This is a genomic window from Buchnera aphidicola str. APS (Acyrthosiphon pisum), from assembly GCF_000009605.1.
In the GTDB taxonomy this organism is placed as follows: domain Bacteria; phylum Pseudomonadota; class Gammaproteobacteria; order Enterobacterales; family Enterobacteriaceae; genus Buchnera; species Buchnera aphidicola_I.
In genome coordinates this window covers 208,292-226,484 of the sequence record NC_002528.1, presented here as the reverse complement: position 1 = coordinate 226,484, position 18,193 = coordinate 208,292, and the positions used below count along the sequence as shown (strand labels likewise).

General features: G+C 26.6%; 13 protein-coding genes. 6 read left to right on the top strand and 7 right to left on the bottom strand.

The window, feature by feature from the left end; all coding sequences use genetic code 11:
- Positions 1 to 2: 2 nt before the first annotated feature.
- Positions 3 to 2,666 carry a pyruvate dehydrogenase (acetyl-transferring), homodimeric type gene (gene aceE / locus BU_RS01100; RefSeq protein ID WP_010896002.1) on the bottom strand — a complete coding sequence of 888 codons (2,664 nt, stop codon included), beginning with the start codon at positions 2,664 to 2,666 and terminating at the stop codon, positions 3 to 5.
- 226 nt (positions 2,667 to 2,892) lie between these two features.
- The gene (locus BU_RS01095) at positions 2,893 to 3,942 is read right to left on the bottom strand and encodes a GMP reductase (RefSeq protein WP_009874161.1); all 1,050 of its coding nucleotides are present in this window, start codon (positions 3,940 to 3,942) and stop codon (positions 2,893 to 2,895) included.
- 55 nt (positions 3,943 to 3,997) lie between these two features.
- Between BU_RS01095 and coaE the strand changes: the two genes are divergently transcribed.
- Entirely contained in the window at positions 3,998 to 4,651 is a 654-nt protein-coding gene (gene coaE / locus BU_RS01090; RefSeq protein WP_010896001.1) for a dephospho-CoA kinase, read from the top strand.
- Here the strand turns inward: coaE and BU_RS01085 are convergent.
- From BU_RS01085 to truA, 4 genes are all read right to left on the bottom strand, one after another.
- Positions 4,634 to 5,008: an NUDIX domain-containing protein gene (locus BU_RS01085; protein WP_010896000.1), complete on the bottom strand. Its 375-nt coding sequence runs from the start codon at positions 5,006 to 5,008 to the stop codon at positions 4,634 to 4,636. The genes coaE and BU_RS01085 overlap by 18 nt on opposite strands.
- Before the next feature lie 75 nt (positions 5,009 to 5,083).
- Positions 5,084 to 7,711, bottom strand: a complete 2,628-nt coding sequence (gene secA / locus BU_RS01080) for a preprotein translocase subunit SecA (protein WP_010895999.1) — start codon at positions 7,709 to 7,711, stop codon at positions 5,084 to 5,086.
- Positions 7,712 to 7,940: 229 nt separating this feature from the next.
- The gene (gene mrcB / locus BU_RS01075; protein WP_010895998.1) at positions 7,941 to 10,223 is read right to left on the bottom strand and encodes a penicillin-binding protein 1B; all 2,283 of its coding nucleotides are present in this window, start codon (positions 10,221 to 10,223) and stop codon (positions 7,941 to 7,943) included.
- A gap of 71 nt (positions 10,224 to 10,294) precedes the next feature.
- Entirely contained in the window at positions 10,295 to 11,095 is an 801-nt protein-coding gene (truA, locus tag BU_RS01070) for a tRNA pseudouridine(38-40) synthase TruA (protein WP_010895997.1), read from the bottom strand.
- A gap of 256 nt (positions 11,096 to 11,351) precedes the next feature.
- Between truA and dksA the strand changes: the two genes are divergently transcribed.
- From dksA to panC, 3 genes are all read left to right on the top strand, one after another.
- Entirely contained in the window at positions 11,352 to 11,807 is a 456-nt protein-coding gene (gene dksA, locus BU_RS01065; RefSeq protein WP_010895996.1) for an RNA polymerase-binding protein DksA, read from the top strand.
- Positions 11,808 to 11,922: 115 nt separating this feature from the next.
- Positions 11,923 to 12,714 carry a 3-methyl-2-oxobutanoate hydroxymethyltransferase gene (panB, locus tag BU_RS01060; RefSeq protein WP_010895995.1) on the top strand — a complete coding sequence of 264 codons (792 nt, stop codon included), beginning with the start codon at positions 11,923 to 11,925 and terminating at the stop codon, positions 12,712 to 12,714.
- Positions 12,715 to 12,728: 14 nt separating this feature from the next.
- Positions 12,729 to 13,586, top strand: coding sequence for a pantoate--beta-alanine ligase (panC, locus tag BU_RS01055; RefSeq protein ID WP_009874153.1), 858 nt, complete (start codon positions 12,729 to 12,731; stop codon positions 13,584 to 13,586).
- Positions 13,587 to 13,629: 43 nt separating this feature from the next.
- On the opposite strand, the gene hpt is transcribed toward panC, so the two are convergent.
- On the bottom strand, positions 13,630 to 14,130 hold the full coding sequence (gene hpt / locus BU_RS01050; RefSeq protein ID WP_010895994.1) for a hypoxanthine phosphoribosyltransferase: 501 nt from the start codon (positions 14,128 to 14,130) through the stop codon (positions 13,630 to 13,632).
- Between the two features lie 658 nt (positions 14,131 to 14,788).
- On the opposite strand from hpt, the gene thrA reads away from it, so the two are divergent.
- Positions 14,789 to 17,239 (top strand): bifunctional aspartate kinase/homoserine dehydrogenase I, encoded by a 2,451-nt coding sequence (gene thrA / locus BU_RS01045; protein ID WP_010895993.1) that lies wholly within the window; start codon positions 14,789 to 14,791, stop codon positions 17,237 to 17,239.
- A gap of 20 nt (positions 17,240 to 17,259) precedes the next feature.
- Complete coding sequence (gene thrB, locus BU_RS01040) at positions 17,260 to 18,189, top strand: homoserine kinase (RefSeq protein ID WP_010895992.1); 930 nt, start codon at positions 17,260 to 17,262, stop codon at positions 18,187 to 18,189.
- Positions 18,190 to 18,193 lie beyond the last annotated feature (4 nt).

The window sequence follows — 18,193 nt, the reverse complement described above, 5'->3', positions numbered from 1 at the left end:
TCTCAAGATAAACGCGGATTAATTTTATTAGCATCAATATTAAATTTCATAATCGCATCTTCTACAACTTTTTTCTTAATATCGTTTATATTAGCTAATAAATTTAACGCAGCTATAACAATATAATAAGCATTCACTTCAAAGTGATCACGCAATTTATCACGACTATCTGAACGACCAAAGCCATCTGTGCCTAATACATGATATTCTTGAGAGGGAATGTAGTGTCGAATTTGCTCAGCGAATAATTTCATATAATCAGTAGCCGCAACGGTGGGGTTTTTATTCATAATTTGTTTAACGTATGCTATTTTGTTTTTTTCATTAGGATGAAGCATGTTCCATCGTTCACAATCTTCACCATTTCTAGCTAATTCTGTAAAAGAAGTAACACTATATATATCCGTTGTAATAGAATAGTCTTTTAATAAAATCTCTGCCGCTTCACAAACAGATCGTAAAATAGCACCAGAACCTATCAGCTGTACTTTTGATGTAGTACCATGTAAAGTTTTTAATTTATAAATACCTTTACAAATTCCTTCTTCTACACCTATAGGCATAGCAGGCATATAATAATTTTCATTAATTGTGGTAATATAATAATATATGTTTTCTTGAGAAGGACCATACATACGTCTTAATCCATCTTGAATAATTACAGCAACTTCATAAGCAAAAGCAGGATCATAAGATATGCAATTAGGAATAGTCAAGGATTGTATATGACTATGTCCATCTTCATGTTGCAATCCCTCACCATTTAAAGTAGTTCTTCCAGAAGTTCCACCAATTAAAAAACCTCTTGCTTGTTGATCTCCAGCCGCCCAAAACAAATCTCCTATTCTCTGAAAACCAAATATTGAATAATAAATATAAAAAAGAATCATAGGAAAATCATTAGTGCTATAAGAAGTAGCTGCTGCTAACCAAGATGAAGCTGCACCTAATTCGTTTATTCCTTCTTGTAATATTTGACCTTTTTTTTCTTCTTTATAGTATGCTAATTGTTCTCGATCCTGAGGAGTATACTTTTGACCACTAGAACTATAAATCCCAATTTTACGAAATAATCCTTCCATTCCAAAAGTACGAGCTTCATCCGCAATAATTGGTACTATTAAGTGTTTAATAGAATTATTTTTTAAAATAATATTTAACACACGTATAAAAGCTACAGTTGTAGAGATATCTTTTTTTTGCTCTTCTAATAATGATTGAAAATCTATTAATTTTGGTAAAATCAATTTTCCAGTAAAACTGGATAAACGAAAGGGAATATAACCACCTAATTTTTTTCGTTGCGAATGTATGTAACAATATTCTTCAGAATTTTTTTTAAAAGTTACATATGGTAATTTATTTATTTCATCATTTGATACAGGGATATTAAAACGATCTCGAATGTGTATTATTCCATTGATATTTATTTTCTTTATTTGATGAGCAATATTTTTACCTTCTGCTATTACTCCCATTCCATATCCTTTCACAGTATGTGCTAGAATTACTGTTGGTTTATATTTTGTTTCTTTTGCTTTTTTTAAAGCATTAAACATTTTTTTAGGATCATGTCCACCTCTGTTAAGTTTCCATATTTCTTCATCAGTCATGTCTTTAACTAAGTCGTATGTTTCTTTATATTTCCCAAAAAAATACTTACGAACATACGCACCATCTTTAGATTTAAAAGTCTGATAGTCTCCATCAACTGTTTCATTCATTAACTGAATCAGTTTGCCAGATGTATCTTTTTTTAATAAACAATCCCATCTACTCCCCCATATAACTTTTATAACTTTCCACCCTGCGCCATAGAAAAAACTTTCTAATTCATTTACAATTTTTCCATTTCCAACTACTGGACCATCTAATCTTTGTAAATTACAATTGATTATAAATATTAAATTATCTAATTTTTCACGAACTGCTATAGAAATAGCGCCTTTAGATTCAGGTTCATCCATCTCACCATCACCTAAAAAAGCATAAACTATTTGTTTTGAGGTATTTTTTAATTCTCGATTATGCAAATATTTTAAAAATTTTGCTTGATAAATAGCACAAAGTGGTCCTAAACCCATAGATACAGTAGGAAATTGCCAAAAATTTGGCATTAGCTTAGGATGCGGATAAGAAGATAAGCCTATTCCATCAACTTCTTGTCTAAAATTATCAATCTGTTCTTCGGATAAACGTCCTTCTAAAAAAGAGCGAGCATAAATTCCAGGTGAAATATGACCCTGGAAATAAACTAAATCACCTCCATCTTTATGATTTTTAGCTTGGAAAAAATGATTAAAACACACTTCGTATATTGTAGCAGAAGACTGAAAAGATGATAAATGACCACCTAATTCCAAATTTTTTTTTGATGCACGCAGCACCATCATGATGGCATTCCAACGAATAGCTGAACGAATACGCTTTTCTAAAATAAGATTTCCAGGATACTCATATTCATCTTCTCTAGAAATAGTATTAATATAATCACTAGTAAAAGAGGACCTAAAAAATTCTTTTCTATTTATTTTTGCAGTTTTTAAAACTTGTTCAATCAAAAAATGTGCTCTTTTATGACCTTCTCGGCGAATAACAGATTCAATAGCTTGCACCCAATCACGAGTTTCAATTGGATCCACGTCATTATATAAATTTTCTGACATGGTATAAATTCCTTATACATTATATATATTTAACGATTAGATTAATATTTCATCTAAAAAATTATTACAATTATTTTTTAACTTTAAAAAAATTTTATTGTGAATGCTCTTATATTTTTTTAAAAAAATCATAAACATCTAAAAAAAATCAATAAAATTAAATATATATATAAGTATAATTAATTTTATTGATTTTAAAATGTAAAATGTTTATAATAAATATTATTTATTCTTTAAAAGCATTAAATATACAATTTTCTTGCTCAGTGACTCGTATAAATGTAGTTCTTTTCGTTAGTTCCTTTAATTTTTCTGCACCGACATAGGTACAAGAAGAACGTAAACCGCCTAAAATATCACGTATAGTACTATCTACACCACCACGAAATGGTATTTTTACTGTTTTTCCTTCAGATGCACGATATCCTGCAATTTTTCCTTCATAACGCTGCATTGCAGAAACGGAGCTCATTCCATAAAAAATCATATATTTTTTTGACTTTTCTTCAATTATATCTCCTGAGCATTCTTTATGACCTGATAGCATTCCTCCTAACATGACAAAATCTGCACCGCCTCCAAAAGCTTTAGCTATATCTCCAGAAACAGTACAACCTCCATCACTAATAATTTGTCCATTCAAACCATGTGCTGCATCCGCACATTCTATAATTGCTGAAAGCTGAGGATAACCCACTCCAGTTTTAACTCGTGTAGTACATACAGAACCTGGACCAATTCCGACTTTAACTATATCAGCTCCAGAAAGTATTAATTCTTCAACCATTTCACCTGTAACGACATTTCCTGCGCAAATAATTTTATCAGGAAAATAATCTCTTACTAATTTTAAGAAAGAAACAATGTGTTCAGAATAACCATTGGCAACATCAATACAAATATATTTTAATTCAGAAGATAATAAAAAAATTTTTTTAATTTTTAAAAAGTCTATATTAGAAGTTCCAATTGACACAATTACATGATTTAATATCTCTTTAGAAGATAAACAGACAAAATTTTTCCACTCTTCAAAAGAGTAATATTTATGAACTGCGGTTAATATATTAAATTTCGATAAAGATTTGACCATTTCAAATGTACCTATTGTATCCATATTTGCTGCAATAATAGGTATGCCAGACCATATACTAGCGGAATATTTAAAAGAAAAACAACGCGCAAGATTAACTTGAGAACGACTTTTTAATATAGAACGTTTCGGTCTAATTAATACATCTTTAAAACCTAATTTAATATCTTCTTCAATTCTCATAAAATGATCGTCCTAATTTAAACATAAAATACTAACCATGAAAATTTAAAATAGTATGACTTATATTGTAGCACTTACTGGAGGCATTAGTAGTGGAAAAACTACTATCTCTAATGGTTTTAAAAAAATAGGTATTAACGTTATTGATACAGATATTATTGCAAAAAACATAATAGAAAAAAATCTACAAGTATCATTTTCTATTAAAAGAAAATTTGGAAAGAAAATATTAAATATAGATAATTCTATTAATCGATTGCTACTTAGACAGTATGTTTTTAATAATCATCATCATCGTTTATGGTTAGAAAATCTATTGCATCCTAAAATCTATCAAGAATCCAAACATCAAATAAAAATGACACAATCTAATTGGTGTTTATGGGTGGTACCACTGCTAGTTGAAAAAAAATTAGAAAAAAAAGCTCATCGAATTCTTTTAATTGATACTCCTGTAAAAGAACAAATAAAACGCACAGTCAGAAGAGACAAAATTAGCTTTTTAGAAGCTAAAAAAATTATTGCGTTACAATCTAGTAGAAAAACCCGAATTTCTTTATCAGATGATATTATTTTTAATAAAAAAAATTTTAAAAAAATTAATCTATATATTTATTATTTTAATTTGCTTTATTCACATTTATCAAGAATATATAATAAAAATAAAACAATAAACATCAAAAAGAATTTTTTAACGAAATTTTATTAAAATATTATTTTTTTTAAGAGCATTTATGACACTATGATTTGCAAGTGGAAAATCCAAAGCTCTTAAATGACATAAACGTTTCCAAAGATAAGTATAGCCCTCAATACTATAAGGTCGCCCTTTCCATTTTTTTTTTAAAAAAAAGTATAATTTTATTTTTTTTTCAGGATAAATATATTCTATATATTGAAAAAAATTAATTTTTAAGACAATAATTCCAACTTCTTCTAATAATTCTCTCTTTAATGCATGTACTATGTTTTCATGTTTTTTAACTTTTCCTCCTGGAAATTCCCATATATTTTTTTTATATTTCCCTCTAGTAATATAAACCTTTTTTTTTGATAATAATTCCAATTGCAGCTTCTACATAATTCACAGAGTCTATCCTTTATAAAAAAGATTTTCTTGTTTTATAAAAAAAATTAATAGTTACAAACTACCATGACAATACTTGTATTTTTTCCCTGAACCACATAAACAAGGTGAATTTCTGCTAATTTTCATAGTATTATTATGAGTTATTACTAAATGTTTATTTAAATCTATATATTTTTTTGCATAAGATGAATTAATTCTACTAAGAAATGAAACTACTTCAAATTTCAATAATTCTAACATGCTAGAAAACATATTAAAAGATTCTCGTTTATATTCTTGTTTCGGATCTTTTTGAGCATAACCGCGTAAATGAATACCTTGTCTGAGATAGTCTACAGCTGCTAAATGCTCTTTCCAAAGTGAATCTAATGTTTGCAACATAATAATTTTTTCTATGATACGCATATTGTTTGAACCAATTAATATTTCTTTATTTTTATAATTAATTCTAGCAAAATCAATTATTCTTTTTATAATTTTTTTATCTGTTAAATTTGGTTCTATATTTATCCAATCTAAAATAGGCGCATTTAAATAAAAATCTATATTTAATTTATCTTTTAAATCAGTAATATTCCATTTGTCGTGAAATGTATTTTTAGGTATATATAAAATAATGTTTTTTTTTAAAACATCTTTGAAAATATCATAAATCATTAATTTTATATCTCTTGCATCAATTAATTTGTTACGTTGAGAATAAATTGCACTACGTTGTTCATTAATAACATCATCGTATTCTAGTAGCTGTTTTCTAATATCAAAATTTCGATTTTCTACTTTTTTTTGAGCGTTTTCTATTGCTTTTGTTACCCAGGAATGCTCGATTGCTTCATTAAAAGCTAATCCTAATTTTTTCATCATATGAACAATTTTATCAGACGCAAAAATTCGCATTAATGAGTCTTCCATAGAAAGATAAAAACGAGAAGAACCAGTATCTCCTTGACGACCAGAACGCCCTCTTAATTGATTATCAATACGGCGTGATTCGTGGCGTTCGGTGCCAATTATATGTAGTCCTCCAGCAGAAACAACTAAATCATGTTCTGATTGCCATTTTTTTTTAATTTCTTCAATTTTCCTTGAAGTTATATTTTTATATTTATTTAATTCAACTTCTAAATTACCACCAAGAACTATATCTGTACCTCTACCCGCCATATTAGTAGCAATGGTAATTGATCCAGGTTTACCTGCTTGTGCTATAATTTCAGCTTCCTTAGCATGAAACTTAGCATTTAAAACATTGTGATTAATATTTAATTTTAACAATTCTTTAGAAATAATTTCTGACTTCTCAATAGATACAGTTCCAACTAGAACAGGTTGATTTAATTTTATACATTTTTGTATATCTTGAATAATAGCATTGATTTTTTCTTTTTCAGTCATATATACTAAGTCTGGAAAATCTTTACGTATCATTTTTCTATTTGTTGGTATTACAATAGTATCAAGATTATAAATAGAGTTAAACTCAAACGATTCAGTTTCAGCAGTACCCGTCATACCTGCTATTTTTTCATATAAACGAAAATAATTTTGAAAAGTAATAGATGCTAAAGTTTGATTTTCATTTTTTATAGAAACATTCTCTTTTGCTTCTATTGCTTGATGTAATCCATCTGACCATCTTCTTCCTGGCATAGTGCGACCTGTATGTTCATCAACAATAATCACACTATTATCTTTTACAAGATAATCAACATTTCGAACAAATAATTTATGCGCACGCAGTGCAGATAATACATGATGCATTAATATTATATTATTTGAAGAATATAATGATTCACCTGTATTCATTAATTTTTTATCAAATAATATTTTCTCAACTTTAATCAATCCTCTTTCTGTTAAATAGATTTGTTTTGATTTTTCATCAATAGAAAAATCTCCTGTTCCACAAAAAATATCTGAATCTTCTTTTTTTTGAGAATTTAAAAAAGGAACAATTTTATTAATTTCTTTATATAATTCAGAACTATCTTCTGAGGGTCCTGAAATAATTAAAGGTGTTCTAGCTTCATCTATTAAAATCGAGTCTACTTCATCAACTAAAGCATAATTTAATTTTCTTTGTACTCTTTCTTCAGGAGAAAAAACCATATTATCACGTAAATAATCAAAACCATATTCGTTATTTGTACCATAAGTGATATCAGATAAATAAGCTTTACGTTTAGAAAAAAAAGACATTTCGGATAAGTTTAAACCTACTGTTAAACCCAAAAATTCAAATAAAGGAGTATTTTTTTCAGCATCTCTACGAGCTAAATAATCATTCATGGTTACTATGTGTACACCCTTTCCATTTAATGCATTTAAATAAGCCGGCAATGTGGATGTTAGAGTTTTTCCTTCACCTGTACGCATTTCTGCAATACATTGTTTGTTCAAAGCAATTCCGCCAAGAATTTGAACATCAAAATGACGCATGCTAAAAACACGTTTACTCGCTTCTCTGACTAAAGCAAACGCTTCTGGTAATATATCATCTAAAGTTTCACCATTTCTTAATCGTAAACGAAACAGTTCTGTTTGTGCTTGTAATTCTTTATCTGATAACTTTTCAAAGTTTTTTTCTAATTTATTGACAGATAAAACTATTTTTTTGAACTTTTTTAAAATTCGATTATTATGGTTACTAAATATTTTAGTTAAAAATTGAATTAACATGTATAAATTCTCACATTAAAATTTTTCAAATTAAGTAAAAGTTAAAAATTTTTTATTATTATTCAAATGAACTGATTAATGATTCTATTTTAATTAATGCAAAACATAACTAAAAATTCAATTTAATAAAATACTCTAAAATAAATATTGATAATAGATAGTTAAATAGAATTTAAGTTTTAATATAGATTTATACCATCTCTCTTGAATAAAAATTTTATTTTTTATTTTAAAACAAGTTTTTCAACCAAAACAAAAAATTTTTTTTCTTTTTTATGGAAAAACGTTCTGATAATTTATCATTACAAATTTTTTTATTTTTTATCGACCATATTGGTAGCATTCGATTGTGCTGATTATTTTTTTTACAAAATAATTCTCCTAGATTGTTAATATAAAACATATTAATATTGTTTGGAGCTTTTAATACTAGTGGTACTGGACGCTGATATTGAAGGTATCTCTTGTAAATTTGCATTGCACCAGAAGAACTATATAATCTTGTTGTGTGGTTATTATCTCTTCCTATCCAAGTAATGACAATTTGTTTCCCGTCAATTCCGACAAACCAATTATCAACTAAATTATTTGTAGTACCAGTTTTTCCAGCTAAAGAAAATTCTTTAAAAATGGTTCCTAATGATTTTGCAGTTCCACTCTTAACTACTTGTTGCATACCGTATAGTGTTAAATAAGAAGCTTCAGAAGATTCTATATGTATTGATTGAGGCAAATTCTGATAAAGCACTTTACCATCATCAGATATAATTGATCTTACTGATGATAAAGACGACTTATAACCACCACTTCCAATTATTTGAAAAACTTGTGCTATTTCAAAAGGTGTTAAATTGATAGCACCTAAAGATATTGATGGCAGAGGAGTAATGTATTTTTTAGAAATGCCTAAAAGCAACCAGCTATCAACTAATTTTTTCAAACCTATATTTATACTGAGATTAACTGTGGGAATATTAATTGAATGAATTAATGCGTCTAACAAGAGCACTTTTTTACTAAAAGAAAAATTATTATTTTTTGGTGTCCAATATTGACCACTATCTAATTTAATCGAAAGAGGATAATTAGAAATCCAAGTATTTAAATGATATTTCTCTGGTTGTGATAAAGCAGTTAAGTATGTTATAGGTTTAGATAATGAACCAATAGAACGCCGAGTTTTTAAAGCACGATTGTAACCATTAAATTCTGGTTTAGAACTGCCAATAAGAGCTTGAACTTCTCCTGTAAATCTATCTATAACGATCATAGCAACTTCTAAATCCTTTAGTCTTTTTTTTCTTTTTAATATAGGTATTTCGATTTTTACTGCTTGTTCTACTGCATTTTGTGAAGTATAATCAAGAGTAGTAAATATCTTTGTTCCCGGAAAATTTTTAATAGGATTATAAATTTTTTTGTGAAATTCTTCACATACAAGTTGTATAAAAGAAGGATGAGATGAAATAATATTCCCTTTAGGCTGAACATTTAAAGATCGTTTACATAAATCTTTATAAATTTTTCTTGTAATATATTTTTGTTTATACAATAAAAATAAAACCAAATTTCTTCTTTTTAATGCAAGATTAGGATTAGTCCAAGGACTATATAAAGAGGCACCTTTGACCATACCAACTAATAAAGCATATTGTTCTAAATTCAATTCATTTATTGGTCTACCAAAATAATAAATACTAGCAAGAGGAAAACCTCTAATTTGTTCATCACCATCTTGTCCTAAATAAACTTCATTTAAATACAATTCTAAAATTCGATCTTTTGTATAAAATCTATCTAAAATTAAAGCCATATAGATTTCATTTATTTTTCGTAATATTGAACGAGTATTGGTTAAAAATAAATTTTTTATAAGTTGTTGAGTGAGAGTACTACCACCTTGAATTGTGCGGCCAGCCATTAGATTTACTAAAAAAGCTCGACCTATAGATGATAAGTGAATTCCATCATGCTCATAAAAATACTTATCTTCAATAGCTAGTAATGTTTTAACTAACATTTCCGGGTATTGATTGCGAGGAATAAACATTCGTTTTTTTGCTTCAGGAGATTTTAACATAGCAATTAGTTTGGGCTCTAAACGAAAAAAACTAAAATCATGATTGTTGTCAATGTTTTTAATTTTTACTAAAGTATCTTTATTAAAATACAATCGCGCATGAAATTCATCTTCTCGTATATCAGGAAAATCAAAAGCACGTCGTATAAATTCTATAGTATTATTTTTTATACTGTATTCTCCTGGCAACATAACTAAATCTACTTTTCTATACATTGTGCTTTTCAACAAGTGTAATACTTCTTTTTGAGAATATGAATTTCCTGGTTCTAAATTAACTATACGTCCATATATTGAAGTGGGAAAATTCCATACTTTTCCATTTATGAATCGATTTATCTTAACGTATAAATATAACCCATAACAAAGCGTTAAAATTAATACAAAAAAAAATACTTTTATAAGAAAATATTTTTTAAAATTAAAAAACATCAATAAACCCCTGAAATTTTATCGAAAATATTTTTCTAAAAATTAATAAATAAAAAATAATTTTAATTTTTTTATTTAAAGAAAATAGAAGTATATGCTGATCTCGGTAAATTAAAATGTAAGGGATATTCTACATATACTAAATACAAACCTTTAGCTGGTGCAGTGGCTCCTGCGTGACTCCTATCTTTTTTTTCCAATAAATCTTTTATCCAATATTCTTTTTTTTTAGATATTCCCACTTCAATTAAGGAACCAACAATATTACGCACCATATGATGTAAAAAAGAATTAGCAGTAATATCCACGACTACCCAGTTATGAAAACGAAATACATTTAATTTTGTAATATTTCTCCAAGGAGAATGTGATTGACAACCGAGTGCTCTAAAAGATGTAAAATCATGCTCTCCTAATAAAAATTGAGCTTCAAAATTCATTTTGTCTACATTTAGTTTTCTATAAATATGATTTAATTTTGTTTGAAAAATAGCAGAACGAAGACTATAATTATATATTATATAACGATAAGAACGTGTAATAGCACTATAACGAGCATGAAAATTTTCTGTAACTTCTTTTACCCATACAACAGAAATATTTTCAGAAAGATAACTATTTACACCTATCGACCAAGAAGATTTTTTTCTATTAGCTGTAGTTTTAAAGTGTATCACTTGTCCTATACTATGAACACCAGCATCAGTTCTACCTGCACACACTACATCAATCTTATGATTAGCAATTATAGATAAAGCTTTTTCGATTTCTTCTTGAATACTAGGTAAAATTTTTTGACGTTGCCATCCATGGTAATAACTACCATCATATTCAACTCCTAAAGCAAATGTTTTAACATTTTTTGCCACCATTTAAAAAGAACCCTATTATGAATATTGATAAAATAATGAATTTATTCTCAAAAAGAACTGTTTATGACTTGATAAATAAATAGAATTATATAAAAAAATATTTAATTATATTTTATGTTAACATAGTTTATTATAATAATTTCTTTACAAATAAAATAAGAAAATTATATTTTTAATATACTTTAAAAAAAATATTTTATTTAAAATTTTTCTTTATATTTGATATTTAGTAAAAATATTATCTTCGGAGAGAGCTATGGAAAAAGAAAAAAACAAAAAAACATCATCTTTAAATGTTCTTTCTATTGCTGGTTTGCAACCTTATCAAAAAAAAATAGATGAAGAATACATGAATAAAGATCAAATACTGCATTTTTATAAAATTCTTGAGACATGGAAAACTCAATTACAAGATGAAATTAACCATACTCTACTCTATATACAAGATAACGCGACAAATTTTCCAGATCCTATTGATCGTGCTACACAAGAAGAAGAATTTAGTTTAGATTTGCGAAATCGTGATCGTAGTCGAAAATTAATTAAAAAAATTGAGATAACTTTAAAAAAAATCAAAGAAAAAGATTTTGGCTACTGTAACTCCTGTAGTGTTGAAATTGGAATTCGTCGTTTAGAAGCTAGACCTACTGCCGATCTATGTATTGATTGTAAAACGTTAGCAGAAATTAGAGAAAAACAAATGACTGGTTAGTTTTATAGATTAAAACATTTAAACAAGGATATTCGACTAATTTGAAAAACTAATTCGGATATCCTTTATTAATTTCACATACATTATAATAATAATATCATTAAACGGAGCTAACATGGAGTCCATTACAATCTCTCAATTAAAGAATTGGAAAATAAATAAAAAAAAATTTGCAGCTATTACAGCTTATGATTTTAGTTTTTCTAGATTGTTTTCTAATTGTGGCATTCCTGTCATACTTATAGGAGACTCTCTTGGAATGACTATACAAGGTCACACTTCTACTTTACCAGTGAAGATTGAAGATATTGCATATCATACAAAAGCTGTCAGAAAAGGAGCTCCTAATACGTTCTTAATATCTGATTTACCTTTTATGTCTTATTATGACACTAAACAGGCTCTTAAAAACACAGCAAAAATTATAAGATCTGGTGCAAATATGATAAAAATGGAAGGTGGAAAATGGCTAATTGAAATTATTAGAGAACTATCTAATAGATTAATATTAATTTGCGGTCATATTGGTTTAATACCTCAATCTTTTCATTATTTAGGTGGCTATAAAGTTCAAGGACGAAAAGAAAATGACGCTAATAAATTAATAGATGAAGCATTATTATTAGAAGAATCTGGAATTAATATGCTTATATTAGAATGTATTCCAGAAAAACTAGCAAAAAAGATTACTGAAAGTTTATCAATTCCAGTTATTGGAATAGGATCAGGTAAAAATACTGATGGACAAATTCTTGTGATGCATGACTTATTAGGTATTACTGAAGGAAAAACACCTAGTTTTACAAAAAATTTTCTCTCAGAGAGCGATAGCATTCAAAAAGCAATTCAAAAGTATATATATGAAGTGGAACATAGTATTTATCCTAGCAAAAAACATAGTTTTTAAAAAATGGAGTAAATATGCATATTATAAAAACAATAAAAGTACTATATAAAGAAATAAAAATTCTTAAAAAATCAAATAAAAAAATAGGACTAGTTCCTACAATGGGTAATTTACATGATGGTCATATAAAATTAATACTATTAGCAAAAAAATATTCGGATATCATTATAGTAAGTATTTTTATTAATCCAATGCAATTTGATAATTTATCAGACCTGAAAAATTACCCTAAAACTTTTATGAAAGATTCTATAATATTAAAAAAATACCACGTAGATATCCTTTTTTTTCCTCATATAAATGAAATATACCCGAATGGCATAGAACATCAAACATTTGTTGAGGTTATCAAATTATCTAAAATTTTAGAAGGTCAATCACGACCTGGACACTTTAGAGGCGTTACGACAATTATTACTAAGTTATTTAACTTTATACAACCAGATTTTGCATTTTTTGGAGAAAAAGATTATCAACAATTATTAATTATAAAAATCCTTGTAAAGGAGTTGAATTATATGATAAAAATAATTAGCTTACCTACAATACGACTAAAAAATGGATTAGCTTTAAGTTCAAGAAATAATTATTTAAGTTCCCAAGAAAATGAAATAGCACCTTATTTATATAAAATCATAAAAAAAACATGTGAAAAAATTATAAAAGAAGATGATAATATTAGACCTAAAATTATTCATGAATCTAAAATATTATTAATAAAAAAAGGATTTTCTGTTGACATATTCGACATATACGATTATAAAAATTTAGAACATCCATCTAAAAAAGTCAAAAAAGTTATTCTTCTAGCATCTGTATGGTTGGGAAATACTCGTTTAATTGATAACAAAAAAATAATTTTAAATTATTAAAATTTACTTATTTTTTAAAAACTACTTTTCCTATGTTTGGAAGTTAACGATAAGATTGAGCATAATCAATACCATAACCTACTATAAAAAAGTTTTCTAAGATAGAAAAACCTATAAAATCAACGTTAATATTAACCTCGCGACACTCTGGTTTATCTAAAAGAGTGCAAATTGATAATGATTTTGGATTTCTAAGTTTCAAAATATCTAAAACTTTACTTAGAGTTTTTCCTGAATCAATAATATCTTCTACGATTAAAACATTTTTATTATAGATATCTTCATCTAAATCTTTAATAATTTTTACATCTCCACTCGATAACATCCCACGCCCATAACTAGAAGTTGTCATAAAATCTATTTCATGTTCAATATGAATTCTACGACATAAATCTGATATAAATATAAAGGAACCACGTAGTAATGCTATTAGTATCATTTTATTTCTGCTATTTCTATATTTCTTGGTAATTTCTTGACCCAATTCTCGAACACGAATATCAAGTTCTTTCTCAGTGATGATCACTTGAAGAGTATGTTTCATAATATTAATTAAATAGTTAGTGTGAATTAAATGATATGAAAAAACTTAAAAAAATATAATAATATTATATTAGAAATACACAATTTATTGAATAAATAAATTTCTAATATACAATAAAAAATAAAATATTTATTTTTTTAACTATTGCACTAATAATGATCATTATGTTATAAAAATTAATGCATCTAAAAAAGTTTTTAAAAAACAGTTCTTTTTAATATTTTAAAAAATGAAAATATATATTTTTTATATAAAAATATAATTTCTTTTATACCTAATTATAAAATATGAAATTTAAAAAAATACTATAATACTTTTTTAAGTATAAACAAATTAATTTTGTCATTGTAATATTTTTTTGTAGACATCAACACATCTGATTTTTGATAAAATCAAAAATACCGCTTTTACAGCATTCTAAATAAATAAAAATATTTTTAATTAATAATTAAATTATATTAAAAGATACTACCTAATATAATTAGGTAATACACTTTACGTATTTATAAAAAATATTGACATCTATTTACAGCCTCTTCACTAGAATAGCTGTTCTAATTATTATAACTAGTTATGATGTAGGCTTAAATAATCTTTAAAAACCTGCTCATACTTAAGGCGGGTTTTTTTGTGATATAAATATAAGGAATTATAAAATATGAAATTATTAAAATTTGGTGGTACATCATTAGCTAATGCAGAAAAATTTTTATCTGTATCTAGTATTATTGAAGAAAACACTCAAACAGATCAAATTGCGGTAGTACTTTCTGCACCAGCTAAAATTACTAACTATCTAGTAAAAATTATAGAAAACACTATTAAGAATAATCAAATTTTAGAAACAGTACATCTTGCAGAAAATATATTTATGCAACTAATAAACAATTTTTTAAATATACAATCTAATTTTCCTCATAAAGAAATAGAAAAAATTATAAAAAAAGAATTTAATGAGTTAAAAAATATCATACAAGGGATTTTATTATTAAAACAGTGTCCAGATAATATTCGTGCAATTATAATTTCTCGTGGAGAAATACTTTCAGTTTTCATAATGAAAAGTATATTACAATCTAAAAATTATAATGTAACTATTATTAATCCTGTTAAAAATTTAGTTGCTATAGGTGATAATTATCTTGATTCAACTGTTGATATATCTGAATCTAAAAAAAATATTCAGAACATGAATATTAATCAAAGTAATATTATTTTAATGGCTGGTTTTATTGCGGGAAATAAAGATAAAAAATTAGTGGTATTAGGACGAAATGGTTCTGATTATTCAGCTGCGGTGTTAGCGGCTTGTTTAGATGCGAATTGTTGTGAAATCTGGACTGATGTTGACGGAGTTTTTACTTCTGATCCAAGAAAAGTTCCAAATGCTCGTTTATTAAAATCAATATCATATCAAGAAGCAATGGAACTGTCTTATTTCGGTGCTAAGGTGCTACACCCTCGTACTATTGAACCAATTGCTCAATTTAAAATTCCATGTTTAATTAAAAATACAAATAATGTTAAATCTATTGGAACATTAATTTGCGAACAAAACTGTTCCGAAAAAGATTTCCTAAAAGGGGTTACTCATCTTGATGAAATAGCAATGTTTAATATATCTGGACCTCATATAAAAGATGTAGGAAGTGTAATTTCACGTATATTTACAATGATGTCTAGAGGAAATATTAAAATATTATTAATTACTCAATCATCTTCAGAAAATAAAATTAATTTCTGTGTTTACGAACATGATATTTATAAAATTTTATATTTATTCAATAAAGAATTTCAACTAGAATTAAAAGATGGTTTGTTGAATCCCTTCAAAATAAAGAAAAATTTATCTATCCTCTCAATAGTAGGATCGAATATCTATAAAAAACACAATATTGCGTCAAAAATATTTTCTGTTCTAGGCGCTTTAAAAATCAACGTCATTGCAATCTCACAAGGTTCTTCGAAACATTCTATTTCATTAGTGATTAAAAAAGAAAACATTTTAAAAGCTGTTCAACATGTTCATAATACATTGTTTTTTAATAAAAAAACTATTCATATGTTTTTAATAGGAATAGGTGGAATTGGCAGTACATTACTGAACCAAATATTAAAACAAAAACAATTTTTAGATAAAAAAAATATAGAAATTAAAATTTGTGCTATTGCAAATTCTAAAAAAATATTATTGTTAGACAATACAAATGATTTATCTAACTGGAAAAATGATTTTAAAAAATCAACTCAAAAATTTAATTTAGAATTGTTAAATAATCTAATAAAAAATAATCATTTTTCAAACTCAGTCATTGTAGATTGTACATCTAGTCAATTATTATCCGAACAATATGTAAATTTTATTGATAATAATTTTCATGTCGTTACTTCAAATAAAAAAGCAAATACCAGCGAATGGAATTACTATAAAAAAATAAGAAAGTCTGTGGCTCAAACAGGTAAAAAATTTCTATATGAAACTAATGTCGGTGCTGGATTACCTGTAATAGAAACTCTTCAAAATTTATTTAAATCGGGTGATAATTTAATTTGTTTTAAAGGTATATTATCTGGATCACTATCTTTTATATTTGGAAGATTAGAAGAAGGTATTTTGTTATCACAAGCTACTAGAGAAGCTAAGGAATTGGGTTTTACTGAACCAAACCCGTGTGATGATTTATCAGGTATAGATGTAGCACGAAAATTACTAATTTTAGCACGTGAATCTGGATATAATATAGAATTAAAAGATATTAAAATTGAACCTTTATTGCCAAATAATTTTAAAATATATGAGGACACTGATAAATTTTTATTAAAATTAAAAGAACTAGACGTATATTTTTCAAATAAAATCAAACAGGCGCTTAATGTAGGTAATGTATTACGATTTGTAGCAACAATAGAACAAAAAAGACAATTTTTTATAAAACTTGAAGAAGTTAATATTAATAATCCATTATACAAAGTAAAAAATGGTGAAAATGCACTAGCATTTTATACTAATTATTATCAACCAATTCCTCTGGTACTAAGAGGCTACGGTGCTGGTAACAATGTTACGGCGTCTGGAGTATTTTCCGACTTACTGCGTACACTATCATAAACGTCAGGAGCATAGTAATAATGATTAAAATTTATGCACCAGCTTCTATTGGTAACGTTGGAGTAGGATTTGATATTTTAGGTGCAGCAATTATACCTGTCAATGGTTCTTTATTGGGCGATTTTGTAACAGTAAAATTATCAAACAAATTTAATTTAGTTAATAAAGGTATATTTTCTAATAAATTACCTAAAAATACCGAACAAAATATTGTTTGGAAGTGCTGGTTAAAATTTTGTAATACCATAAAAAGAAATATTCCAGTTTCTATTATACTAGAAAAAAATATGCCTATTGGATCAGGATTAGGTTCTAGTGCCTGTTCAATAGTAGCTACTTTAGTTGCAATGAATGAATTTTGCGATAAACCCTTAAATTCAAAAGAATTACTACTTCTTATGGGGGAAGTAGAAGGCGAAATATCAGGCAGTATACACTATGATAATGTTGCCCCATGTTATCTAGGAGGACTTCAGCTAATATTAGAAGATTCAAAAATAATAAGTCAAACTATTCCAAATTTTAAAAATTGGTTTTGGATAGTAGCCTGGCCTGGAACTAAAGTTCCTACTGCAGAAGCAAGAGACATACTACCAAAAAAATATAAAAAAGAAACATGTATTAAAAATAGTCGTTATTTAGCAGGTTTTATTCATGCTTCATACAGTCAACAACCTCATCTAGCAGCACGATTGATGCAAGATTTTATCGCAGAGCCATATCGTATTAAATTATTACCTAATTATTTGTATGTAAAAGAAAAAATTAAAAAAATTGGTGCTATAAGCTCTGGAATATCTGGCTCTGGACCTACTATTTTTTCTATTTCTGATAACATAAATACAGCTCAAAAAATATCCGCATGGTTAACAGAAAATTATTTACAAAATACAACAGGATTTGTTCATATTTGTTTTTTAGATTCAAAGGGTGTACGTAAAATAGGATAAAAAA